This is a genomic window from Chryseobacterium jejuense (assembly GCF_017877355.1).
Taxonomy (GTDB): Bacteria; Bacteroidota; Bacteroidia; order Flavobacteriales; family Weeksellaceae; genus Chryseobacterium; species Chryseobacterium jejuense_A.
In genome coordinates this window covers 517,476-541,257 of record NZ_JAGIPR010000002.1, presented here as the reverse complement: position 1 = coordinate 541,257, position 23,782 = coordinate 517,476, and the positions used below count along the sequence as shown (strand labels likewise).

Here is a 23,782-nt window from a genome sequence, read left to right as displayed (position 1 = left end):
TAACTAATCAGGATTATTATGTCAAAAAATCAACGAACACTTGGTCAAAAAGCAATTTTTCATATAAAATTTTTTTTCAGAAAATTTCCAGCGATCCCTTATATTTTTAAATGGCTGGTCATCAGTCTTATCATTGGAGCCTTGGTAGGAAGTGCTTCTGCAGGATTTTTACAGTCATTGGAATGGACTACTAATTTCAGGGAAAGTCATCTATGGTTGATTGCTTTGCTTCCAGTTGCCGGTTTTTTAATTGGGCTGCTGTATTATTATTGGGGCAAAGATATTGAAGCAGGAAATAATCTTCTGATTGACAATATTCATGATCCTAAAGGGATTATTCCGTTCAAAATGGCCCCTTTTGTTTATCTGGGAACCATTGTCACTCATTTTTTTGGAGGTTCAGCTGGCCGTGAAGGAACAGCGCTTCAGATGGCGGCGGCTATTGCAGATCAACTTAGTAAACCTTTTAAACTTGATAGGAACGAAAGAAGAATATTGATGATCTCCGCCATTGCTGCAGGATTTGGCTCTGTTTTCGGAACTCCTTTGGCTGGAGCCGTTTTCGGACTTGAAGTTTTTCTGATCGGAAGAATACGTTACAATGCCATATTTCCGGCTTTTGCATCAGCTATACTTGCCGATTGGGCTACTAACCTGTGGAATGTAAAACATACCCATTATTATATTGATTTTATTCCAAAACTGGAATTTTTGCCAATTCTGTATAGCATTTTAGCGGGTATGGCTTTTGGAATCTGTGCAGCGGCTTTCAGTAAAACTATTCATTGGGCAGGTTCTGTCTTTAAATCAAAAATTAAATATCCGCCATTTCGTCCCGTTGTTGGAGGAACTATTATCGCTTTGGCAGTTTTGTTCATAGGCACAACACGATATATTGGTCTTGGAGTTCCTGTGATTGTTGAATCTTTTGAAAAACAGCTTCCCTTATATGATTTTGCTCTAAAAATGGTTTTTACCATTGTTACTCTTTCAGCAGGATTCAAAGGAGGTGAAGTGACACCCTTATTCTTTATTGGGGCTACACTGGGAAGTGCATTATCTCTATTTATTCCATTACCTTTTGGATTATTGGCTGGAATGGGGTTTGTTGCCGTATTTGCCGGAGCCACCAATACTCCATTGGCCTGTATGCTGATGGGAATTGAATTATTCGGAGCAGAATGTGGCGTTTATGTGGCTATAGCCTGTGTTGTTTCCTATCTTCTTTCAGGGCATAACAGTATTTACAGTAAGCAAAAGATTGGAGAGGCTAAAAACAGGAGGTATGAAAACCAACAGGACAGATCTGTTTCTGATTTTTTGTAAGAATGAATAGAGATTGGAGAAACTAAAAATTGATTTGTAAACCACCCCGTCAAAAATTCTTTGAATTTTTGCCACCCCTCCGGCGGAATGGTTACCCATTGTATACTATACCTTTTAGACAACCCGTATCACAAACTCTACTCTTCGAAATACAACTATAATCCGTACTTTTGTGCTATGTTCGATTACAGGTTAAAAGTTTTCCATACGGTAGCTTCCAGATTGAGTTTTACTAAAGCTTCTGAGGAGCTTCATATTTCGCAGCCGGCAGTTACCAAACACATCAAAGAAATTGAAGTGCAGCTGAGCACTAAATTATTTGACAGAAAAGGAACTTCCATACAACTGACACAAAGTGGGAAAATCCTGTATGAATATGCTGAAAAGATTAGAAATATCTATCGTGATCTGGAATTTGAGATCAGTCAGGTTAATCAGCAACACAAGGGAAAACTTATTATTGGAGCCAGCACCACAGTTGCCCAATATATTTTACCTGAAACCTTAGCCAAGTTCAATGCTTATTATAAAGACATTAAAATTGAGCTTCTTACAGGGAATACTGAAGCCATTTCATCTCTTTTAAAAGATGAAAAGATTGATTTGGGTATTATTGAAGGAGAATCACAGTCTTCTTATTTTGATTACAAAACTTTTAAACCTGATGAAATTGTTCTGGCAGCTAAATCAGATCATCCTTTGGCACATAAAACGCTCAATGTAAAAGACTTGTATCAGCTTAGCCTTATTTTCCGCGAACAAGGCTCCGGAACTCTTGAATTTATCCAAAACCGATTAAAGGAAAAGGACATTAATATTCATGAACTGAACACCGTCATCCAGCTGGGAAGTAGTGAAAGTATCAAAAATTACCTGCTTCATTCGGATTGTATGGCTTTCCTTTCTATCAGCACTATTTTAAATGAACTTAAAAATAATGTTCTGACTGTTATTGACATTAAAAACTTCAGCATTGAAAGAGATTTTCATTTTATTTTACCTAAAGGAGAACAGTCTGAACTAATAGAACTGTTTTTAAGATTTGCAGAGTAGTTTTTCTCAATGCTAAATCTTTTAATCAAACAAAAAAACTATCATTTTCCATGTGTTTTTTAGGTGTTGGCTAAAGCCAATGGAATGATTTAATTTGTTGAGCAGCCGGGCTTCCTTCGTGAACTTCGTTCGTAAACCTTCTGTTTATGCTCAGGATTATAGCCCACCCCTATTGATGTTGATATCCGGATGGATGTGTGCAGGATAATGGTTGTTTAACGACAAGATCTTTTATCTTTTATCTTTTATCTTTTATCTTTTATCTTTTATCTTTTATCTTTTATCTTTTATAACTTAAAGTTATCCAACATAACAAAATACAATTTACTTTATAATAACATATTGCCGAATTTTGAACCAGATTTTAAAAGTTCACAATATGAAAGATTTCATTCTCAATGAAAGAATACAAAAAGTAATTTTTATTGGACTGGCTGTTTTATGCCTTACTCCATTAATTTCTTCTCCCATTGCCCTTACATTAGGTTTTGCCCTGGCGGTTTTTATGGGAAATCCATTTGAAAAACATTTACATCAATATATTCATCTGCTGTTACAGATTTCTATTGTCGGATTAGGTTTTGGATTAAAACTGAATGAAGCACTTCATGCAGGAAAAACAGGATTAATGCTAACTGTTGTAAGTATTATCAGTGTAATGGTTCTTGGATATTTTTTAGGAAAGATCTTTAAACTCGAAAGACCATTATCCTATCTTCTTTCTGCCGGAACTGCTATTTGCGGAGGAAGTGCTATTGCAGCAGTTTCTCCTATCATCAAACCGAGCACAAAACAAATTTCTTTAGCATTAGCAATTGTTTTTACATTAAACTCTATCGCATTATTCGTTTATCCGGCTATCGGGCATCTTTTGAATCTGTCACAGGAACAGTTTGGGCTATGGTGCGCGGTTGGAATTCATGATACAAGTTCAGTGGTAGGAGCAGCCAGTAAATATGGTAATGAAGCTTTAAAAATAGCAACTACGGTTAAATTGGCCCGTGCTTTATGGATCATCCCTGTTTCTCTAATAACCATGTTCATTTTTAAAAGTAAGGATTCAAAAATTAAAATCCCTTGGTTTATCGGGTATTTCATTCTGGCTATTCTACTGAACACTTATTTTCCTTTTATGGATCAATTTAGCACTGCCATTACCTCCTTTGCTAAATCCGGGCTGAATTTAACCTTATTCTTTATCGGTTCTACCCTTTCCATCCAAACTTTAAAAACAATAGGTTTTAAGCCCTTGCTTACCGCTGTATTGCTTTGGGTTACCATCAGTATCGGAAGCCTGTTATATATTATTCAATAAAAACAGCAGCACCCTCCTGAAATCAGAAGGGTGCTGCCTATTAAATGTGGAAATGTTTATTTCGTATTGAAATAATTTCTTAAACCTCCCCGCAAGTATAAACCTGCAGACAACCCATATATTGAGAGCAATATTCAGGTCCTGTTACAGCGCCTGAGCAGCTGCATCCGCAAAGAGATAAATCCGGCTTACCGCTTATTCCTCCTGTAATACTTTTAAGATCTTGTTTTTTTAGCTTTTTGGCATTTTTAATAATGTTCATGTGATTTAGTTTTAGTTACTCTCCAAAGTTAAACAAAAATAAATTATTTGCAACAAAAATAAATTCAAATTATAATAATTTATTGATTGTAATACGATTATGAGATTACAAAACAAGACAATATTACTTATATTTTTTAAACAACATAAAATCTATTCCATAAACTCCAGATCTTTATTATGGGTTTCCGAAATCGTCAGTGAAGAATAGAATGCCAATCCAAATACTACAGCACCTACAATAGCAGCACTTTCTATTACAGAAAAATTCCTTTTAAGGAAATCAAAAGCCAGGATCATTACAGGAACCAATCCTCTTACCATATTCGGAACCGTAGTGGTAGCTGTATTTCTGATATTAGTTCCAAACTGCTCTGCTGCAAGGGTAACGAACATCGCCCAATATCCGGTACCCAAGCCCAGCCACACACAGAAAATATAATATTTTGTCTCTGTATTGGTATTTCCCAATAACATAATCCCAACTCCGACCAGAGTGAAAAGCAACATATAGAATATGGCCATTTTACGCGACTTCAAAGCATGGGAAATAAAACCACTCGCCAGATCTCCCACAGAAATCCCTACATAAGCCCACATAATTGCCTTTCCGGGGCTGATGTCTTTAATCCCGAACTCAGGGGCAAATTGATTGGCTAAAACAGCCAGAATCCCTATACAATACCAGGTAGGAAGTCCTACTGCAATACATTTCAAGTATCGTATCAATCTGTCTTTATGGGTAAAAAAAGATAGGAAATTTCCTTTGGAGACGTTTTTATGTTCCATATTCTTATAAATCCCGGATTCTGAAACACTTATTCTCAACAGCAATAACAGGATTCCCATTATTCCGCCAATGATGTAGGAAATATTCCATCCTCCGGCTAATTCTACGGTTAATTGGGCCACAACAGCCCCCATCAATCCAAAACCTGCCACTACTGAAGTACCAATTGCTCTTAAATTCTTCGGCAGACTCTCAGAAACCAGGGTAATTCCTGCCCCAAGCTCTCCAGCAAGACCTATCCCTGCAATAAATCTTAAAGCAGCATATTGATACACCAAATGCTCTTTTGGAAAATAAGGTAAAAAACCACAGGCAATATTCGCCAGAGAATACACCAGAATAGAGCCAAAGAGTACAGAAAGCCTTCCTTTTTTATCTCCGAAGATTCCCCAGAATACTCCGCCAATAAGAAGCCCTACCATCTGACAGTTCAGGATAAAAGTTCCGTCTGCATCCGGATTAAGCCCCAATGCTTTTAAACTGGGAATTCTTACAATCCCAAACAGGAGAAGGTCATAGATATCTACGAAATAGCCCAGGGCCGAGATAATAACAGGAATAGAGAAAATGTATTTCAGCTTTGAAGACAGTGATAGTTCTTGCATTGTTAAGTTTTGATAAAAATAAAAAACCTTTCAATTTCTTGAAAGGTTTTTATAAAATATCTTTATCCGATTATTATCTTGCAATATTCACGGCTCTTGTTTCTCTAATTACGGTTACTTTCACCTGTCCAGGGTAAGTAAGTTCATTCTGGATCTTTTCAGAGATATCGTAAGACAGTTGAGAAGCTACTTCGTCATTCACTTTTCCACTTTCTACCATTACTCTTAATTCTCTACCGGCCTGAATGGCATAAGCGCTAGATACTCCATCGAAGCTTAATGCTGCAGATTCAAGGTCTTTCAGTCTCTGGATATAAGATTCCAATACCTGTCTTCTTGCTCCTGGTCTTGCTCCTGAGATCGCATCGGCTACCTGAATGATTGGAGATAATAGAGACTTCATTTCAATTTCGTCATGGTGAGCTCCAATAGCATTTACGACCTCTGGATTTTCTCCGTATTTCTCAGCCCACTGCATTCCTAATAACGCGTGTGGTAATTCTGATTCCTGCTCAGGAACTTTACCAATATCGTGTAATAGACCTGCTCTCTTAGCCAACTTAACATTTAATCCTAATTCAGCAGCCATTGTTGCAGCGATATTAGCTACTTCTCTTGAGTGCTGTAGTAAGTTTTGTCCATAAGAAGAACGGTATTTCATTCTACCTACGATCTTGATTAATTCAGGGTGTAATCCGTGGATTCCTAAATCGATGATCGTTCTCTTTCCTACTTCAATGATCTCCTCTTCGATTTGTTTTCTTGTTTTTTCTACTACTTCCTCGATTCTTGCCGGGTGAATTCTACCATCGGTAACCAATCTGTGAAGGGATAGTCTTGCGATTTCTCTTCTTACCGGATCAAAGCATGAAAGAAGGATCGCTTCCGGAGTATCATCAACGATAATTTCCACTCCTGTTATAGCTTCTAAAGCACGGATATTCCTACCTTCTCTACCAATGATTCTACCTTTTACTTCGTCAGATTCAATATTGAATACTGATACTGAGTTCTCGATAGCCTGCTCTGTTCCGATTCTCTGAATTGTTTGAATAACAATTTTTCTCGCTTCGTTCTTAGCATTCATCTGAGCTTCCTCCATGATACCCTGAACGTGTGCCTGAGCTCTTGTTTTAGCTTCAGCTTTCATGGTTTCTACCAATTCTGCTTTAGCTTCATCAGCAGTGTAATTAGAGATTTTTTCAAGTATTTCTACTTTTTTAGCGGTTGCTATATCTAATTCCTGTTGTTTTCTGTCTAAAATTTCATTCTTCTTAGAATAATCAGCAATCTGTTTGTCTAAATCTTTTTCAAGTTTTCCAATCTTGCTAAGCTCATCATTAAACTTATGCTCCTTGTCTTTAGTCCTTTTTTCAACTTCCTGCATTTTCTTTTCGCGGGACTGGATATCAGCATCATGCTGTGATTTCAATTCAAGGAATTTTTCTTTAGCTTGAAGATTCTTTTCTTTCTTTATGGATTCAGCCTGTACGTTAGCTTTTTCTATAAGGTTTTCGGCGTTTTTCTTAGCATCATCTATAATAAATTTTGCCTTAGTATTCAGAGAGCTTTTTGAGAACATCATTCCCACGGCAGCCCCGATTACTAAACATACAACACCGACTATAACTTCTATCATAATGTATATTGAGTTTTAATTGTATTCATATCCTTTAAAAATAAAAAAAGCCTACAATAATCCAGAGATTGAGAGTAAACTCCTAATCAACACGATTTGAACTGATTTCCACTGTCTGTAATCCGGAAGACCGGCACGCCATTCGATGGACATTTGTTCGGTAATTGTTTAGCGTTGAGTTTACCTTTAATGTGTTAGAATTATTGTAGGCAGCTTGTTCAGGAAAAAAAATCTATTTCCCGATTTCATTCAACGATTGATTGATCTGTTGTAATCTTTCGTTGGTAGAATTAATATTTTTCTCGTAGTTAAGAGAAACTACTTCTGCATTGGTCCCCAGTTTCAGGGCACACATCGCCAAAGCATCTTGTTTATCTCTTACATCGAAGTTCTGTTCAAAATCTTTAATCATATTCTCGATCTGCTTCCCTACCTTACGCAAAGTTTCTTCTTCTGCTGCCGGTACGTTCAGCGGATACACTCTTCCTGCAATGTTTACGGTTATTCTCCTTACCTCCATTATAATCCACTGTTTTGAAGCTGAGCAATACAGAAATCAATTTCTTTTACCAATCTGTTGATATGGTTTTTCATTAACCTATTGTGTTCAGGATTTCCTGATATTGCTGAATAAAGCTTTATATTTTTTTGTTCTTCTGCTAATACCTGATTTCTTCTTCTTTCCTCATCATACTTCTTCTTCAATTCTTCATGTTCAAAACTTAATTCTGCCAAATTTTCGGTAAGATTCTTATAGTTCTTTTGCAGAGTCGAAATTTTTCTCTCTAATTCTGAAAAATTGTTTTCTAAATCTTGAAGCATTTCAGGTTTGTATATTCTAACTAGAAGCAAAAATAAAAAAATATTAACACTAACAAAAATAAATAGTCCTATATTTTGATCTTCCAACAAAAAAGGAGATGCAAAAGCATCTCCTGAGTATTTTTAATATGATAATTTCTTATTCAAATTTCAGTACAAACATTATGGCTCTGGTCTGTAATGTAGATACTGCAGAAGCCCAGTAAGGAGGTGTCGTAGCATTATCAGCTACTTTTTCATTGTTCATGAAAAATGTTCCTCTAATAGCAGGGGTCAGTTTAAATTTATTGAAATAAAACTGGATTCCCATTTCTGCAGACCACGCAAAGTTGTGAGTAGTCGTTCTGAAGATCTGCTGCATATTATCATCCGTAGAACTTGAGTTAGACTGTAGGTTCACTACATAGTTTACCCCAGCTGCAACGTATGGTCTTGAGTTGTACCATCTTCTTCCGTGAAGCTCCAAAAGTACCGGAATGTCAACCAATGTAGATTTAATATCCCTTACTTTATCTTTTTCCTGTAAAGGGATTGGTGTAAAAGGAGGATTAGTTACAGATCCACCTGCATACACATCATTGGATTGAGTATTAAAAGTCAGCTGTCTTTGTGCAAACTGTAGCCCCGGCTCTACTCTTACATCCAGATAATCATTCAGTCTCCATTTGGCGATAAGCCCGGCACCGAAGCTGTAACTTTCTTTAGTACTGGTAACAAGATTCTGATTATCTTTCATCCCATAGGTTGGATGTAATACGATTCGGTAGCCAAGTTTATTCCCGTTCAAATAAAAACCCCAACTGAATTTCTGCTCGTCGAAATCTTCCAACTTATCCATTCTGTTTCGGGTTCTAAATTGCGCGTTTGCAAAAACGGCAACATTTACTGAGGTTAAAACCAGTGCTTTTAATAGAAATTTATTCATAGGTTACTTTGTTGCTTTATAAATTGTGGCTATACCCAAACTTAATTTTTTATATTCAACTTTCTTAAATCCCGTATCTAAAAGAATTTGCTTCATCTTCTCCCCAAAAGGAAAAGCATTTACAGAATCCGGAAGGTATGTATACGCCCTATTATCTTTGGAAACCAGTTTACCTATTGCAGGCAATATATTTTTGAAATAAAACATATAAAATGGCCCCATGAAACCCTCAACCTTTGAAAACTCCAGTATATAAACACTCTTGTTATCTTTAACTACTCTTCTTAACTCTGCCAAACCTTTGGGAAGGTTCTCAAAATTCCTTACTCCAAATGCAACGGAAACAGCATCAAATCTATTGTCCTCGAAAGGTAAATTTTCTGCATCTCCTTTTTGCATGGAAATTTTGCCGTCTAATTTAAGTTTTTTTATTTTAATAACGCCAACATTGAGCATTTGTTGTGATAAATCTAAACCAACTACTTTTGAACCGGTTCCTTTTTCGATCGTAATTGCGAGATCTCCCGTTCCTGTAGCCACATCCAGCACTTCCTGCGGGTTATCATTTTTCATCCATTTTACCAATTTATTTCTCCATAAAACATCAATTTTCATGGATAAAACATGGTTCAAAAGGTCATACTTTGGTGCAATATTGTCGAACATATCCTCTACCTGGCTCTTCTTAGTAGCCTCAGAATTGTAGGGAGTAACTTTAGTGATATCTTTTGTCAAAACTTAAAACTTGTAATATTCTTTATAATAATTTAGGAAATCCTGCTTTCTGAAGACTTTTGATCTTGATTCCACTTTCTGGACATTCTTAATCACTTTGTCATAATCTTCATCTACATTGTAATAAAAATCTTCTGTGTAAAGCTTATTGAAACGCTTTGCTCCTCCGTAGTAATCCTTACCGTCAATAACAGTCTTGTCAAGCGCTGTCAATAACGAATCTTTTTTAAGGTTATACCCGTAGTACTGTTCATTCACGTAGTAATCCTGATGCGCAATATTAAGCAGACCACGAAGTTTGTTTACTTCAAATGCCGAATCGTAAAGCATTTTTTTATTCTGATCGAAAACCTGAATAGAGTTTTTTCCCTTATTCAAATCCACATGCACATACTGCCCCGCTGATATAACTCCTTCAGAACCGTTATTGATTTTAAAGTAATACGTGTTGGGGGTAGGATTATCTACAACATAATAATTCTTCTTGGCTAAAAAAAGGAAGTAGATCCCAAAGGCAACGATAAACGCCACACCTGCAATAAGTAAGCCTTTTAAGGATGGGTTGTTTTTCATAGATTGTAAAGTACAATTTTTGCAAATTTAATAATATTTTTAATTCTCTGTTATTAATATTAATTATTAACTTTGCATCTTTAAAAAAATCATATAAACGAATGTCGAATACGATCATTATTGGCTCTGGATGTTATATTCCGAACAGAGTTGTTGGTAGAGATTACTTCATGAATTCCGAGTTCTACACCGAAGATGGAGTAAAGATTGAAAAACCTGTGGAAGAGACCATTGCGAAGTTTGTAGAAATTACAGAAATCGAAAACAGGAGATTTATTGAAGATGATCTTTCCAATTCACAGATCGGTTATGAAGCCGCAAAAATTGCCCTTGAGGATGCAAAAGTAGACGGCGAAGAACTGGACTATATTATTTACGCAAGTAATTTCGGGGAAGTTACCGAGAACGGATACGCGGACTTTATGCCAACAATGGCAGCAAGAGTTAAGAACAAACTAGGAATTAAAAACAGAAAATGTGTAACGTATGACATGATTTTCGGTTGCCCGGGATGGGTAGAAGGTATGATTTTAGCAGACAACCTTATTAAAGCTAAGGTTGCCAAAACTATTCTTATTATTGGAGCTGAAACTTTAAGCCGCGTAACTGACCCGCATGACAGAAACAGAATGATCTTTGCTGACGGTGCCGGAGCGGTAATCGTAAAAGCAACAGATGAGGAAAATGTAGGAATCATTGCTCACAATACCATCTGCGACAATGGTCCTGAATTGAATTATCTTGAAAATCAGCCATCTATTAACAAAGAAGTAGATCAAAAGCGTCTTTACGTAAGAATGTTAGGTAGAAAAATCTATGAATACGCTCTTAAAAACGTTCCTGTAGCTATTAAAGACACCATTACTGACGCAGGACTTTCTATTGAAGATATCGACAAAATTCTTATCCACCAGGCTAATGCTAAAATGGATTACGCTATGATTGAAAGACTTCACAGACTTTACGATGTGAAAGAATACGATCACGCCATCTCTCCTATGACGATCCAAAACCTTGGAAATACATCTGTTGCTACCATTCCTACTATGTATGATTTAATAATTAAAGGAAAAATGGAAGGTCAATCGTTTAAAGAGAATGGTAACATTGTAATGACTTCGGTAGGTGCCGGAATGAACATCAATGCTATCGTTTACAGATTTCCTTAAAAATAATTTTAATTAAAAATATAAAAAGCACAAAGGAAGTCTTCTTTTGTGCTTTTTTTGAATCAGAATATGCCAAAGAATCTTTTAATCACCGCTGGAATCTTCCTGTTTTTGGAGATTTACATCTATCAGGCCATCAGAACCCTTACAGACAACTTCTGGATAAGAACGGGGTATTGGACAGTATCTTTAATTGTGTATGCCATCTTCGCTTATGAAGTTACCCATTATCAGAGATCAGACCGAAGCATGCTGAGAGCTCAGATCATGATCTCAGTATTTCTGATATTTATTCTTCCAAAAGTTTTTATTGTTTTATTCCTCTTGATTGATGATATTGTAAGAACCGGAGGTTATTTGGTGGGCTTTGCAAAACCGTCTGAAAATTTCTTCCCGGAAAGGAGAAAATTCCTGAGCCTTGTCGGATTGGGTATGAGTGGAGTGTTTTCTGCCCTGTTCATTGATGGTATTACATTCGGGAAATACCGCCATAAGGTGCGAAGAGTAAAGGTTAAATTCCCCGATCTTGCAAAAAGTTTTAAAGGATATAAAATTATTCAGATCTCTGATGTTCATAGTGGAAGCTTCTCTGATCCCAGCAAACTGCAACATGCTATTGATCTGATCAACGAGCAAAAGCCCGATCTTGTTTTATTCACCGGAGATATGGTTAACAATGTAGCTGATGAGTTCAAACCATTCATTCCTTTGTTTTCACAAATTAAGGCTAAAGACGGTAAATTTGCTGTATTGGGAAACCATGATTATGCTGATTATGTAACCTGGGATTCTCCGGAAGCCAAGAAAAAGAACCTTGACACCCTGATTGATTATGAAAAACAGGCAGGATTTGATCTATTGAGAAACGAGCACAGAATCATTGAAAAGAACGGAGAAAAACTATACATTCTTGGGGTTGAAAACTGGGGATTAAAACCATTCCCTCAGTTCGGCAAAATTGATGACGCTTTAAAAGGAGTTCCGGAATCCGCAGCAAAAATATTAATGAGCCATGACCCTACCCATTTTGATCATGTGGTAAAAAAACACCCCGGAAACATCCACTTAACCCTTTCAGGACATACTCACGGAATGCAGTTTGGACTGGATCTTAAAAATGTAAAATGGTCACCTGTTCAGTATCGTTACCCAAAATGGGCAGATCTTTATGAAAGCGAAGGAAAGTTACTGTATGTAAACAGAGGGTTCGGAGTATTGGGATACCCGGGAAGAGTGGGTGTTTTACCGGAGATCACTCTTTTTGAACTAAGCTAGTTGAGCTCAAAGTTTAAGGCTTAAGTTGGAAATTAAGAAACTAAATATAGTCAACCATGACAAACAGCGTTCCTCTGATCTCTACAACCTAATCCCTATAACCTAAAATATATAATCTTTCATACGGGAAGTAGCCATATCTTTCTCGTTAAGAAAAGTAAGGAGGGCATCTAATTTGTCCTCCATTTTTTTGCCCGAAAATAAGCTTCGGTAAAAAGGAATATCAAAACGGTATTTCTTGAAATCCGTAAACTGCCATGCATTAAGATAGATCAAAACAAATTCTTCATTCTGCAATGTTTCCAATACCATGTTCTGGTAATACTTCATTGGCAGAATCTGAAATACAAAATCATTGTAAGGCAACTGACTGTAAGGAGAGATACTTTCCGGCACAATACTCAGCCCATCTTCTTCTGTAATTTCGGTATCTCTTTTCAGGCGTTTGAACGGAAAAAGAATATTGGCATTATCTATATTAGAGACATAATTGAACTCCAAAAGCTTCAGACTTTCCTGTGAGATTTTTACATCTTTCTGACGAATTCCACGTATCTGTTTTTCTAAAAGTTCCTGAATATTCTTCTTGGCATTTTCTATTTCTTCAAGATTTGAACCATGATTATAAAAAGCAATTTCATGCCCTTTGGATGAAATTGCTTTTATAAGATTCTGCAGTTTTTCAGTGAGAGAAACCTCTACAAAAAAACTTGCTTTTGTATCATGAATATCTAAAATTCTGAGAATCGCTTTTGTATTCTCTTCGGTAATTTTCAACCTTTCACCACTGCTAATCTGAGAGCCGTTTTTTGCTTCTGACTCAATATTTGTAATGTTAAAAGTTAATAAAACCATTTAAATTAAATTTTAGATAAAAGTTATAATAAATTAAAAATCAGATGTTAAAATAATATTTAATCAAAGTATTACTTAACGTTATTAATACTTAGCTAGTTTTACTTTGAGATTCTTAATCATATCTTTCGTCATTTCAGAAATTCCGAAATCATAAGCTAGTCCCCAATCTTTTTTAGCTACAGAATCATCAATAGAAGCTGGCCAGGAATCTGCAATAGCTTGTCTGAAATCCGGGTTATAATCAATGCTGAAATCCGGGATTTCTTTCTTAATTTCTTCCGCCAATTCTTTTGGAGTAAATGACATTCCTCCTAAATTATAAGATGAACGAACGGTTACACTTTCCTTTGGAGCGTCCATTAATTTCAGAGTTGCATTGATGGCATCATCCATATACAACATTGGCATTCCTGTGTTCTCGGAAATAAAACTTGTGTATTTTCCGTCTTCAATAGCTTTGTAAAAAATCTCAACAGCATAATCAGTTGTTCCACCACCTGCCGGAGTCTTCCAGGAAATCAATCCAGGGTATCTGATACTTCTTACATCCACTCCATATTTATCGAAATAGTATTCACACCACTTCTCCCCTGCCATCTTAGAGATTCCATAAACAGTTGTTGGATTCAGCACTACATCCTGTCCTACATCATGCTTTGGAATTCCTTTTCCAAACACCGCAATGGAACTTGGCCAGAAGATCTTTTTAAGAAGCCCTTCTTTCGCCATTTCACAAAAATGAAGAAGAGGCTCAAGATTCAGTTTCCATGCAAAAATAGGCTGTTTTTCCGAAGTTCCGGATAAAAGCGATGCCAGGTGATACACTGTAGTGATATCATAATCCTTTACAACCTGTCTCACTAATTGAGTGTTGGTAACATCCATTCTCTCATAGTGACCTGCAGAAGTAATTCCCTCCTGCCATCTATCCAGACCAGAAGCGACAACATTTTCCGCTCCGTGAATTTCAACAAGTCTATTGGTAAGCTCGGTGCCGATTTGTCCCAAAGCACCTGTAATCAGTATTCTTTCCGTATAGGATTCCATTTTTTAGATTTTTTTTAGAATTGTACAAAAGTAAAAAAAACATGTCAACCATAATAATAAAGGTGTATTTAAAATATATTTCCCAATTGCCGTGAAAATTATTTAACTTAAACTCTGATAAAACATTTCTATTTCTCATCACAACAGGAAGCCTGAAGCAAGAATAAAAAAAAAACATTAAATCACTGAAAATGAAACAATTATTTTAAAAATCCCCGAACTAATATACTTCAATCGTAAAGGCTATTTACAATTTATTACCCCATTACAAGCTTCCAGTATCTCTCTGCCAACTTCCTGACTTCATGGTATTATTTTCCTTACCTCAAGCTAAGGTTATTGATGTAATTTCCATATTTTTGTTATAAGAAAAACAATCAGTATGAAGAAGATTTTAATTGCTTCGATTATATTAGCCAGCCAGCTTAGCTGGGCTCAGTTTACAGATATCAATATTGTAAAAGAGGTAAAGGTTAAGAATAAAGGTGTAGTAGTATCTGCACATCCATTAGCCAGTGAAGCGGGAGCAAAAATCCTGAGAATGGGTGGAAATGCTTATGACGCCATTACAGCAACTCAGTACGCATTAGCTGTAGTGTATCCACAGGCAGGAAATATTGGCGGTGGTGGATTTTTAGTGGGTGTAAAGAATAATGGTGAAAAATTCACGCTGGATTACAGGGAAACAGCTCCTAAAAAGGCTTCCATAGATATGTATCTCGATAAAAACGGAAGAGCCAACACAGACTTATCTCAAAACGGACGTCTGGCAGTAGGTATTCCAGGAAGTGTGGCCGGATTCTTTGCTACGCTGAAATACTGTAAACTTCCAATGGAAAAGATCATTCAGCCAGCTATTGATCTGGCAGAACAGGGATTCGCCATCACTGAACAGGAAGCTGAGATGCTTAACAATAATACGGAACATTTTAAGAAACATAATAAATCGGCCATCATTTTTGTAAAGAATGTCCCATGGAAAGCAGGCGACCTTTTAATACAGAAAGACCTGGCAGAAACTTTAAAACTGATCCAAAAACTGGGCGCAAAAGGATTCTATGAAGGTAAAACAGCGGATCTTCTGATCGATGAAATGAAGAGAGGGAACGGAATCATTACTTTGGAAGACCTTAAAAACTATAAGGTTGCAGAACGAAAAGCTCTGGAATTTGAATACAAGGGAAATAACGTAGTTTCAATGCCTTTACCTTCAAGCGGTGGGTTACTTCTTGCCCAAATGTTGAGAATGGCTAGCTTTGAAAACCTTGAAAAGTACCAACAGAACTCAGCACAAGCTGTTCAGATCATGACTGAAGCGGAAAGAAGAGCTTTTGCTGACAGAGCTGAATATATGGGAGATCCGGATTTTATTCAGGATAAAACTACTTATCTGATTTCTGACGAATACTTAAAAGGAAGATGGAAAAGTTTCAGCTTTGATAAGGCAACTCCAAGTGCAGAAGTCGGAAAAATCATAGAACAGCCTAAAGAATCAACTCAAACCACTCATATTTCTGTGCTTGATAAGGATGGAAATGCTGCATCTGTAACCACTACCCTAAACGGATATTATGGGAGTAAAGTACTCGTTTCTGGAGCCGGTTTCTTTTTAAATAATGAAATGGATGATTTCTCCATTAAGCCAGGAGTTCCGAACATGTTTGGAGCGGTAGGCGGAGAAGCAAATTCTATTCAGCCCAATAAAAGAATGCTTTCTTCCATGACGCCTACTATTCTGCTTAAAAATGGAAAACCTTATATGGTAGTGGGAACTCCGGGAGGAACTACAATTCCGACTTCTGTGTATCAATCTATTGTCAATGTAGTTGATTTTAAGCAAAACGCTAATATTGCGGTAAACGCTCCTAAATTCCATCACCAATGGTTGCCAGAAACAATAAAAGTGGAAAACAATTTCCCTGAAAGCACGATCGCAGAACTGAAAAAGAAAAACTACACCTTTGAAAAGGTAAAACAAATCGGAAAAACAGAAGTGATTGTCATTGACGAAAGCGGAAACATCCATGCTGTGGCAGACGGGCGTGGTGATGACTCTGTAGCAGTAGAATAAATATTTACCTTACCAACAATATAACTTCGGCTTCATTCTATAGACGATTTTGTCTGCAAAGAATAAAGCCGAAGTCTTTTTTACATCTATCAAGTAAGAAGCAACAGATTAATTCCCATGACTTTTGTCAGTTTTTTAGATGAAATTTCTTAATTTTCGCCCTTAAAAAAACAAAACGACTGTTCATTGAAAGCAAAAAACTTACACAATCAGCTTTATTTCCAGGTTATCGTCGCAATTAGTGCAGGTGTTTTACTCGGAAACTTCTATCCTGAATTGGGAGAAAAAATGAAACCTTTAGGGGATGGATTTATCAAATTGGTAAAAATGATTATTGCTCCGGTCATCTTCATTACACTTACCTTGGGAATTGCTCATATGACTGACCTCAAAAAAGTAGGAAGGATTGCCATAAAAGCAATGATCTATTTTTTTACCTTCTCTACCCTAGCCCTTATCATTGGTCTCGTGGTTGGAAACCTTTTACAGCCCGGTCATGGTTTAAATATTGATCCGGCAACCCTTTCAGGAAATGTATCTGAATATCAGGAGAAAGCTCATGAATCTACGCTTACAGGGTTTATTATGAATATCATTCCAGAAACGCTTTTTAGCCCTTTGGTAGGTGATAATATTCTTCAGGTTCTTCTTGTTGCTATTTTAATGGGTGTTGCATTGGTTTTAACAAAGGAAAAAAGCCAGAAAGTAACTGATCTCCTTCAGAACCTGTCTGCTCCGATATTTAAAATTGTTCATATTCTAATGAAACTTGCCCCCATCGGCGCTTTTGGAGCCATGGCATTTACCATAGGAAAATATGGTCTTCATTCTGTCTTGAATCTTATATTCCTGGTGGCTACTTTCTATATTACGTCTTTCCTTTTTGTCGTTTTAGTTTTAGGATCGGTGGCTTGGTACAACGGATTCAATATTTTTAAGCTGCTATTTTATCTTAAAGAAGAACTTCTTTTGGTTTTGGGAACAAGTTCTTCGGAATCTGCCCTTCCGGGAATCATGGAAAAAATGGAAAAAGCAGGCTGCTCCCGAACGATTGTAGGCCTTGTGGTTCCTACGGGGTATTCTTTCAATCTTGACGGAACTAATATTTATATGACACTTGCATCACTGTTTATAGCCCAGGCACTCAACATTCACCTTCCCATTGAAAAACAACTGATGCTTCTTCTGGTAGCCATGCTAAGTTCAAAAGGTGCAGCAGGTGTTACCGGTGCAGGTTTTGTGACATTGGCAGCAACATTAGCGGTTGTCCCGGAAATTCCAATAGCTGGAATGACACTTATCTTAGGAATTGATAAGTTTATGAGTGAATGTCGTGCCTTAACGAATGTTATCGGAAATTCTGTGGCCACTGTTGTTGTGGCAAATTGGGAAAAGCAGCTGGATAAAAAGCAGTTACAGTATTGTCTGGATAATCCTGATGTAATTGAAAAAGAGTTGGAAGGAGATTTCCAAATAAAAAAATAAAAGATACGGGACTGCAGTGGCTGTCAATAGTCAATATTGCTTCGCAAGTGAATAGTGAATGATGAAATTTACACCCAATAACTTTAAACTAAAATATTCAAGCTTGCTGGCTGTACTTTCACATGAACTGGTGATTCTATCTTATTGAACTCACCATCAAGGTGCCAGTTTTTGGTATTGACTTTAAATGAAATCTCTGAAACAGGAAGATAAGTTACATACTCATCATCCTTTAATCTTTTGGTAAACATTCTGAAAGCGAACAAAGCGGAATAGGTCAAAGGGAATTTCTTAACCAAAACCATGTCTACCAATCCATCACTTTTACTAGCTTTGGGTGCGATATAGGCATTATTTCCAAATTGGCGGGTATTAGCAACATTCAGCATCAGGTATCTGCCATTGTACTGTTTATATTCTTCATCAAAAAAGGTAACCTTAATCGGTCTATAGTTAAAGAATGTTTTCAGTGAAACTTTGATATAGTTTTTAAAACCACGACTGGTTTTTTCGAATTCTTTTACCACTTTTCCGTCAAACCCTGTTCCTGAAACGTTGATGGAAAGCCTGTCGTTGACAGTAAAAGTATCAATCTTTCTGGATTGTTTAGCTTTTATTTTCTCTAAAAGTTCATCCAGATTCTTACTGAAACGGGTCTCATTGGAAAATCCATTTCCTGATCCTGCCGGGAAGATAGCCAGTATTTTATCTGTAGAAATCAGATTCTTTGCCACGGTAGAAATTGTTCCGTCACCTCCAATGGCTACGAAAATATCTACTTTATCAAAATATGTTCTGATAAATTCGTCTGTTCCCGGAATAGATTCGGAGACATAATACAAAGGATTACCTACCTTGTTTTTAAGTTCATTCAAAAACGGCTGATAATTCTTTTTGGCCGAAAAAGGATTGATGATAAAAGCTACTTTTTCCATTACCACAAAAATAGAAAATGCTTCCTGAACCCGGAAGCATTAAGCTATTTAATTTTCATTCTTTCTTTAAATTCTACATTTAAAGTGCCTTTCAACTCTTCCCATGAAATAGGAATGGTGATATCTCCTGCTGCAAATGCTGCAATTTCATATGGACTGTAGTGAAAATATAGGTTTTTATCATCAAAATAGAAGTTGTTTGAAGCCGGAATCTTTTCTACCAGTAACATTTCTGAGTTTTTTACACTTCCGTCTCCGTCCATGGTTCCGCTGTTGATGTTATTGATATTTTTCATCAGCATCTCTTCAAGTTTAGCTTTTGAAGTGGAAGTAATATCTTTTAATTCTAATTTTTTATTGTTTTTAAGGTCAAATATTCTTTCTGAAAATCCATAATTGTCATGTGCCCCACCTTCATATCCGCTTCCTGTATATTGAATATGCATATAGCCGTTACTATTGGATACGAGGTTCATATGGGAACTTGAATACCAATCCTGGGCATAGGTAATATCTGAAGCCCAATCCTTACTGTCATTTTTTACAGAGCTGAAGTAATTATTTTTTTCAGTCTCCAGATAAGCCTGCAGGCCAGTCTTGGAAAAGTCTTTTATTTTATCATTTTGGAAATAGATACTGTCTAACAGCTTTTTATCTTTTATAGTAGGAAACACCAACAGTTTGGAAGTATAATTAAGCTTTAAGGAATCGGTAATTTTTGTAGAATCTTTTATTATTACTGAGTCTACTACAAATTCTTCAGATTTTTTATTTTCTGTTTTCTCCGTTGATGTTGCTGCTGTTTCATTTTTCTTACAGGCAGTAAAAACAAATAATGACGAAAGTGCAAGAACAGCTATTGTATTTTTCATAATTCTAATTTTTGGTATTCAATACAAAAACCATTCAAAAGATGAATGGTTTTAAAAAAAATTATTCAAAAAAAATAAAATTACGGTTACAAATAGTTCACAATTACTTCTTTACTAAGCTGATCACCTGATTTTCATGTTTAGAAGCTACTCCCCAAATTTGTTTGAATGCAGGATAATATTCTTTTGGATAATCGGCACTGGAAATCTTTGTAGTAGATGTTACTTCTAGTTTATTTCCTTTTTGCTCAATCATATAACTGTATTCTATCTGTTTATCGTCAGTCACAATTCTTTTATTCTTAGGTAATTCTTCGATGGTATATCCTTCAGGGATTTCAAGTGTCACCTTTTTAACTTTTGTAGTAGGTGCTCCGAAGTCAATAGGATATTTTCTAACCTCCATTTGATCGAATTCATTAAATGTTTTGCTTAAAAATAACATTGGGTTGACGATTATTTTTTTTCCTACTCTATCTATTAAATTGGATGAAGAAAAGTTCATTGCACATTCAAATTCTCCAGTATCTAATACTTTAGCATCAATTTGGGTAAAATCTATTGAGAAATTCTCTTTATATTGTTTTTTATATTTTTCAGGATTTTCATCATAGCTATCTTTTACATGCATGGCAAAAGTTCCTGTATCTCTGTCGGAATAAGATCCGGAAATACTCCCATCATCATTAATCTTTGCATCTACTGTAAGGAAAGTACTACTTGGCTTTATATTTTTCATTTGAATCTGCTCAGCTTTATTTTTTGCTAATAGAATTCCATATTGATTCCAGTCTCTCAAAGGCAACTGATCTACAGAAGACTGCTTAGAAGTAGCATCATAAGTATGATATTCACCATTGACATCTATTACTGCTAATACAAAATTCATATTAGAAACATTGGGTGACAAAAGATTAATAAACCCATTTTCTACAGTAGAAATAATCAACGGATCAGACTTAATGCCCGCTTCACGCAAGAGCATAATAAGGAATAAATTAATTTCTGCAGCATTACCTACTTTTGTTTCCAATAGCCTTTTAATACCATCTTCTACGTAAATACCTTTATTTTTATTCCATGTAAATGTTTTTTGAACGTATGAAAAAATAGAATTAGCCTTCTCAATATCCGTTTTCATATCCATTATACCTGAAGGCATATTCTCTTTGGCTAATCTTGTCTTCTTCAGTTCTAATCCAAAATCTTCATTTTCAAATAGTCTTTTGCGAATTTGATCCCATGAAGATGAATAAAGTTTAAGATCTCCTCCTGAAGGAGAATATGTATTCATCTGACTAAAATAAGTGGAATTCAACTCCGCACTTACTTTTGTCCTATAATTTCTATCATTTCTAACAAACTTTTCTGTTTTAAATCCTTTTACATTTTCATACGCAAACCTAAACGTTTTATATTGACCTCCGTAAATAGACTGTTCTTCCATCACTTTATATTTAGGAGCTAAACCTCCGGTATAGCTAATATTATAAGCAATACTCATTGGCGTATCAAAAATATATTCTGTATAAAGAGAAGGCGTATCTGTTTCAATCAAAACTTCTGGAATTGAATACAAAAATGGAGATAAAACCTCATATTGATATTCTAATACAGAGCCATTCTTCACATTAGGAAAAGCAAACTTCGTTATATTTACATTTTTGCTCTCTTTACTTTTATACTGAGAGCTTTTTTCTACTTTTGTCTGGGCCACATTTCCATTTTCTAGATTGTAAGTAAAAGCTTTGAATTTGTTCAGTTTTTCCTGATTACTGCTACTCATCTGATAAAGAGGAATTTCAAGATTAAGCCAATCTTCTGCCTTATCTTTATCATAAATCTTTATTCTATAAAATACTTTTTTATTTAGGTACCCTGTAGAACTATCAATCATAAAATGTACAGACTTATATAAAATCTCTGCAGAAGCTGTTTCATCTAATAATGATTTTGCTTTGGAAAGATCTGAATCAGAAAATTTAGGTGGGTTTAGAAACTCATGCTTCTGAGCTTGAACCATCATTACATTTGCTGAACATATCAGCACTAATATTATTTTTTTCATCTTTTATATTTTTGTGATTAAAATTTTTGAGTTATCCAGGTTGATTATTTTTTTTCTGAACCTTACATAATCATTGTATTTCTCTTTTGGATAAGTTCCTTTATTGATCTGAATCTTCCGCATTACTTTTATTTCTTCTCCATTTTTAACAAAACTTAGTTTGTAATTCCCAAATTCAGAGCTGATATTGGAATCATCAGGAGTTTCATCAGTTTTATAACCTTTAGGAATCATAAAACTGATCTCATATTCATCTTCAAAAGATTGTCTTATTTCAAAAGGAAGCTCACGGTTTTCATCTGTTTTGTAAACACTGTCTGAAAAAATAGGAACCGCTCTGAATATAAGACTGCTACCTGCATTTTTACAATAATTATTGGTTTTAAAATCGATATCATAGGTAATGACAGCATTGTCTTTGTTATTAACAAAGTTTTTCATTTCAACTTTCTCAAAGTTTAAGACATCAAGCCTTTTTTTCAAGGCATCATTCTTTTCTTTCGGACTAAAGTTTACAAATCCAAGATTGTAATCATATTGACTTCCGGTGTAGAAAAAATTTCCTTCCCCTGTAATACTGTTATCCTCTCCTATCTTTATTTTCAGTTTTTGTTTTTCCTTATTCTGATCCGCTGAATATACCGGAGTATTAATTAGCTCTATTCCATTTTTCTTTATGGAAAGTACATTCCTGTCCGTCGTACTATATCCCAAATGATTAAATGCCGTCTGTTGTGAAGTATTTTCAAGCCAGATATTTCCCTTTTCTGTAGGAACCATTAAAATAGCATGGTTTCCACCCATTTTAGGGAAGTCCGGATCAAAAGAAACCTGAGAAAATCCTGAATTGATAACACAATAATAAGAAGGAATTCCAGCTTCATCCAATAAGATTTTCATATAATTGGTAAGACCTTTACAGTCTCCATATCCTTTCTTATGAACCTCATCTGGCATCATAGGAAGCCAGCCGCCAATTCCTAATCCCACATATATATATCTGGTTTTGGTCTGCATATACTGATAGATCTTCTTTACTTTTTCTTCTACCGAACCCTGAAGCTGTAAAGCTGCCACTTCAGCTTTAATATCAGGAGTGGATACCGCCACCGGATCAATAAGATTGTTATAATACCAGGTTCCGAAATCTGTCCAGTTATTCAATGTTCCGTGTTTTCCAGCCAGGTTAAACTTGGTAAGCGCAAAACTTACTTTAGGTAATATTTTAACAGTTTCCGGGATCATTGAAACCTCACCAATTGCTGGAACATTTTTATAAGAATACGTTTTTTCATTTCCGTTTCCTCCTTCAATTACTGAGGTATAATTATACTTTGACGGATAAATTTTGGTTCGAAGGTCAATTCCAGAAGTATTGATAATTTTCATCTGTGCTTCTTCCAAAGATGTATTGGTAGAATAAAATGGTACAAAGTCAGGAATAAAAATGGTATTTTTATCTTCAGACTCATATGAAAAATCAATAGTATAAGGATATTGAACAGGAGTATATGAAAATACCATTACCCTGTTATCAGAATAAAACACTCCTTGTGTATTATTGGCAAAGTCGCTAAAGTCCGATTTTGAATAGCTTTTTATCTTCTTACCAAATTCATCGTAGATAATAACCTTTATATCAGAAATACTTCTTGCTTTATCATAAGGAATATAAGCTATTGCTTTTTCACTTCCATCTTTATTTAAAACTGTAGTTATGGTGTTGTATTGGTATTTTATTTCATCTATTTTATTAATCTGAACTGTTGTTAGATTTTTTCTGATGATTGCATTAGCATTTTTCTTTAAGTTTTCTGGAATTGAAGATGCCGGATAGATTTGGGCGAAATACATTGAAGCTGTAGACAAGGCCCCAAGAAATAATATTTTCATCATGGTCATTATAATTGGGCAAAAATAATAAAATCCTAATAACTGTTAAAAAAATAATATCAAAA

21 protein-coding genes are annotated in these 23,782 nt (G+C 35.6%); 7 read left to right on the top strand and 14 right to left on the bottom strand.

Annotated elements, in window-relative coordinates:
- The first annotated feature begins 18 nt into the window (after positions 1-18).
- From J2772_RS06195 to J2772_RS06185, 3 genes are all read left to right on the top strand, one after another.
- Positions 19-1,326: a voltage-gated chloride channel family protein gene (locus J2772_RS06195; protein WP_209914491.1), complete on the top strand. Its 1,308-nt coding sequence runs from the start codon at positions 19-21 to the stop codon at positions 1,324-1,326.
- A 177-nt stretch (positions 1,327-1,503) separates the two neighbouring features.
- Complete coding sequence (locus J2772_RS06190) at positions 1,504-2,379, top strand: LysR family transcriptional regulator (protein ID WP_209914489.1); 876 nt, start codon at positions 1,504-1,506, stop codon at positions 2,377-2,379.
- 379 nt (positions 2,380-2,758) lie between these two features.
- Entirely contained in the window at positions 2,759-3,694 is a 936-nt protein-coding gene (locus J2772_RS06185; RefSeq protein WP_209914485.1) for a YeiH family protein, read from the top strand.
- A 79-nt stretch (positions 3,695-3,773) separates the two neighbouring features.
- On the opposite strand, the gene J2772_RS06180 is transcribed toward J2772_RS06185, so the two are convergent.
- The 8 genes from J2772_RS06180 to J2772_RS06145 all read right to left on the bottom strand — a co-directional run bounded on the left by J2772_RS06180 (position 3,774) and on the right by J2772_RS06145 (position 10,044).
- Positions 3,774-3,956 (bottom strand): hypothetical protein, encoded by a 183-nt coding sequence (locus tag J2772_RS06180; RefSeq protein WP_209914482.1) that lies wholly within the window; start codon positions 3,954-3,956, stop codon positions 3,774-3,776.
- A gap of 152 nt (positions 3,957-4,108) precedes the next feature.
- Positions 4,109-5,350 carry an MFS transporter gene (locus J2772_RS06175; protein WP_209914481.1) on the bottom strand — a complete coding sequence of 414 codons (1,242 nt, stop codon included), beginning with the start codon at positions 5,348-5,350 and terminating at the stop codon, positions 4,109-4,111.
- A gap of 73 nt (positions 5,351-5,423) precedes the next feature.
- Positions 5,424-6,989 (bottom strand): ribonuclease Y, encoded by a 1,566-nt coding sequence (rny, locus tag J2772_RS06170; protein WP_209914476.1) that lies wholly within the window; start codon positions 6,987-6,989, stop codon positions 5,424-5,426.
- A 232-nt stretch (positions 6,990-7,221) separates the two neighbouring features.
- Positions 7,222-7,509 (bottom strand): cell division protein ZapA, encoded by a 288-nt coding sequence (locus J2772_RS06165; RefSeq protein ID WP_045495179.1) that lies wholly within the window; start codon positions 7,507-7,509, stop codon positions 7,222-7,224.
- Positions 7,509-7,811, bottom strand: coding sequence for a hypothetical protein (locus tag J2772_RS06160; RefSeq protein ID WP_209915057.1), 303 nt, complete (start codon positions 7,809-7,811; stop codon positions 7,509-7,511). Before J2772_RS06160 ends, J2772_RS06165 begins: the two co-directional genes overlap by 1 nt.
- 139 nt (positions 7,812-7,950) lie before the next feature.
- Positions 7,951-8,736 carry a porin family protein gene (locus J2772_RS06155; RefSeq protein ID WP_089733222.1) on the bottom strand — a complete coding sequence of 262 codons (786 nt, stop codon included), beginning with the start codon at positions 8,734-8,736 and terminating at the stop codon, positions 7,951-7,953.
- Positions 8,737-8,739: 3 nt separating this feature from the next.
- Entirely contained in the window at positions 8,740-9,471 is a 732-nt protein-coding gene (gene ubiE, locus J2772_RS06150; RefSeq protein ID WP_045495173.1) for a bifunctional demethylmenaquinone methyltransferase/2-methoxy-6-polyprenyl-1,4-benzoquinol methylase UbiE, read from the bottom strand.
- Positions 9,472-9,474: 3 nt separating this feature from the next.
- Positions 9,475-10,044: a hypothetical protein gene (locus J2772_RS06145; protein WP_209914473.1), complete on the bottom strand. Its 570-nt coding sequence runs from the start codon at positions 10,042-10,044 to the stop codon at positions 9,475-9,477.
- Positions 10,045-10,145: 101 nt separating this feature from the next.
- On the opposite strand from J2772_RS06145, the gene J2772_RS06140 reads away from it, so the two are divergent.
- Both J2772_RS06140 and J2772_RS06135 read left to right on the top strand, forming a co-directional pair.
- Entirely contained in the window at positions 10,146-11,213 is a 1,068-nt protein-coding gene (locus tag J2772_RS06140; RefSeq protein ID WP_209914470.1) for a 3-oxoacyl-ACP synthase III family protein, read from the top strand.
- 69 nt (positions 11,214-11,282) lie between these two features.
- Positions 11,283-12,488 carry a metallophosphoesterase gene (locus J2772_RS06135; RefSeq protein ID WP_209914467.1) on the top strand — a complete coding sequence of 402 codons (1,206 nt, stop codon included), beginning with the start codon at positions 11,283-11,285 and terminating at the stop codon, positions 12,486-12,488.
- A gap of 102 nt (positions 12,489-12,590) precedes the next feature.
- On the opposite strand, the gene J2772_RS06130 is transcribed toward J2772_RS06135, so the two are convergent.
- Both J2772_RS06130 and J2772_RS06125 read right to left on the bottom strand, forming a co-directional pair.
- The gene (locus J2772_RS06130; protein WP_209914464.1) at positions 12,591-13,343 is read right to left on the bottom strand and encodes a polysaccharide deacetylase family protein; all 753 of its coding nucleotides are present in this window, start codon (positions 13,341-13,343) and stop codon (positions 12,591-12,593) included.
- Between the two features lie 84 nt (positions 13,344-13,427).
- Positions 13,428-14,393 (bottom strand): NAD-dependent epimerase/dehydratase family protein, encoded by a 966-nt coding sequence (locus J2772_RS06125; protein ID WP_209914461.1) that lies wholly within the window; start codon positions 14,391-14,393, stop codon positions 13,428-13,430.
- A gap of 382 nt (positions 14,394-14,775) precedes the next feature.
- Here J2772_RS06125 and ggt point away from each other — a divergent pair, with 382 nt between their 5' ends.
- Entirely contained in the window at positions 14,776-16,464 is a 1,689-nt protein-coding gene (ggt, locus tag J2772_RS06120; RefSeq protein WP_209914458.1) for a gamma-glutamyltransferase, read from the top strand.
- Positions 16,465-16,650: 186 nt separating this feature from the next.
- Positions 16,651-17,949, top strand: a complete 1,299-nt coding sequence (locus J2772_RS06115) for a dicarboxylate/amino acid:cation symporter (RefSeq protein ID WP_209914457.1) — start codon at positions 16,651-16,653, stop codon at positions 17,947-17,949.
- Between the two features lie 83 nt (positions 17,950-18,032).
- Here J2772_RS06115 and J2772_RS06110 read toward each other — a convergent pair whose 3' ends face one another.
- The 4 genes from J2772_RS06110 to J2772_RS06095 form a co-directional block, all read right to left on the bottom strand.
- A complete protein-coding gene (locus J2772_RS06110; protein ID WP_209914454.1) occupies positions 18,033-18,884 on the bottom strand; it encodes a diacylglycerol/lipid kinase family protein in 852 nt (283 codons plus the stop codon).
- 44 nt (positions 18,885-18,928) lie between these two features.
- Entirely contained in the window at positions 18,929-19,756 is an 828-nt protein-coding gene (locus J2772_RS06105) for an RsiV family protein (RefSeq protein ID WP_209914451.1), read from the bottom strand.
- 103 nt (positions 19,757-19,859) lie between these two features.
- On the bottom strand, positions 19,860-21,824 hold the full coding sequence (locus J2772_RS06100; RefSeq protein ID WP_209914448.1) for a transglutaminase-like domain-containing protein: 1,965 nt from the start codon (positions 21,822-21,824) through the stop codon (positions 19,860-19,862).
- Between the two features lie 3 nt (positions 21,825-21,827).
- On the bottom strand, positions 21,828-23,720 hold the full coding sequence (locus J2772_RS06095; protein ID WP_209914445.1) for a DUF3857 domain-containing transglutaminase family protein: 1,893 nt from the start codon (positions 23,718-23,720) through the stop codon (positions 21,828-21,830).
- Positions 23,721-23,782: the final 62 nt, after the last annotated feature.

Bases quoted from the DNA above. Each gene is read 5' to 3' on its own strand.
- J2772_RS06195 (WP_209914491.1), top strand. From the start codon at position 19: ATGTCAAAAAATCAACGAACACTTGGTCAAAAAGCAATTTTTCATATA.
- J2772_RS06190 (WP_209914489.1), top strand. From the start codon at position 1,504: ATGTTCGATTACAGGTTAAAAGTTTTCCATACGGTAGCTTCCAGATTG.
- J2772_RS06185 (WP_209914485.1), top strand. From the start codon at position 2,759: ATGAAAGATTTCATTCTCAATGAAAGAATACAAAAAGTAATTTTTATT.
- J2772_RS06180 (WP_209914482.1), bottom strand. From the start codon at position 3,956: ATGAACATTATTAAAAATGCCAAAAAGCTAAAAAAACAAGATCTTAAA.
- J2772_RS06175 (WP_209914481.1), bottom strand. From the start codon at position 5,350: ATGCAAGAACTATCACTGTCTTCAAAGCTGAAATACATTTTCTCTATT.
- rny (WP_209914476.1), bottom strand. From the start codon at position 6,989: ATGATAGAAGTTATAGTCGGTGTTGTATGTTTAGTAATCGGGGCTGCC.
- J2772_RS06165 (WP_045495179.1), bottom strand. From the start codon at position 7,509: ATGGAGGTAAGGAGAATAACCGTAAACATTGCAGGAAGAGTGTATCCG.
- J2772_RS06160 (WP_209915057.1), bottom strand. From the start codon at position 7,811: ATGCTTCAAGATTTAGAAAACAATTTTTCAGAATTAGAGAGAAAAATT.
- J2772_RS06155 (WP_089733222.1), bottom strand. From the start codon at position 8,736: ATGAATAAATTTCTATTAAAAGCACTGGTTTTAACCTCAGTAAATGTT.
- J2772_RS06145 (WP_209914473.1), bottom strand. From the start codon at position 10,044: ATGAAAAACAACCCATCCTTAAAAGGCTTACTTATTGCAGGTGTGGCG.
- J2772_RS06140 (WP_209914470.1), top strand. From the start codon at position 10,146: ATGTCGAATACGATCATTATTGGCTCTGGATGTTATATTCCGAACAGA.
- J2772_RS06135 (WP_209914467.1), top strand. From the start codon at position 11,283: ATGCCAAAGAATCTTTTAATCACCGCTGGAATCTTCCTGTTTTTGGAG.
- J2772_RS06130 (WP_209914464.1), bottom strand. From the start codon at position 13,343: ATGGTTTTATTAACTTTTAACATTACAAATATTGAGTCAGAAGCAAAA.
- J2772_RS06125 (WP_209914461.1), bottom strand. From the start codon at position 14,393: ATGGAATCCTATACGGAAAGAATACTGATTACAGGTGCTTTGGGACAA.
- ggt (WP_209914458.1), top strand. From the start codon at position 14,776: ATGAAGAAGATTTTAATTGCTTCGATTATATTAGCCAGCCAGCTTAGC.
- J2772_RS06110 (WP_209914454.1), bottom strand. From the start codon at position 18,884: ATGGAAAAAGTAGCTTTTATCATCAATCCTTTTTCGGCCAAAAAGAAT.
- J2772_RS06105 (WP_209914451.1), bottom strand. From the start codon at position 19,756: ATGAAAAATACAATAGCTGTTCTTGCACTTTCGTCATTATTTGTTTTT.
- J2772_RS06100 (WP_209914448.1), bottom strand. From the start codon at position 21,824: ATGAAAAAAATAATATTAGTGCTGATATGTTCAGCAAATGTAATGATG.
- J2772_RS06095 (WP_209914445.1), bottom strand. From the start codon at position 23,720: ATGATGAAAATATTATTTCTTGGGGCCTTGTCTACAGCTTCAATGTAT.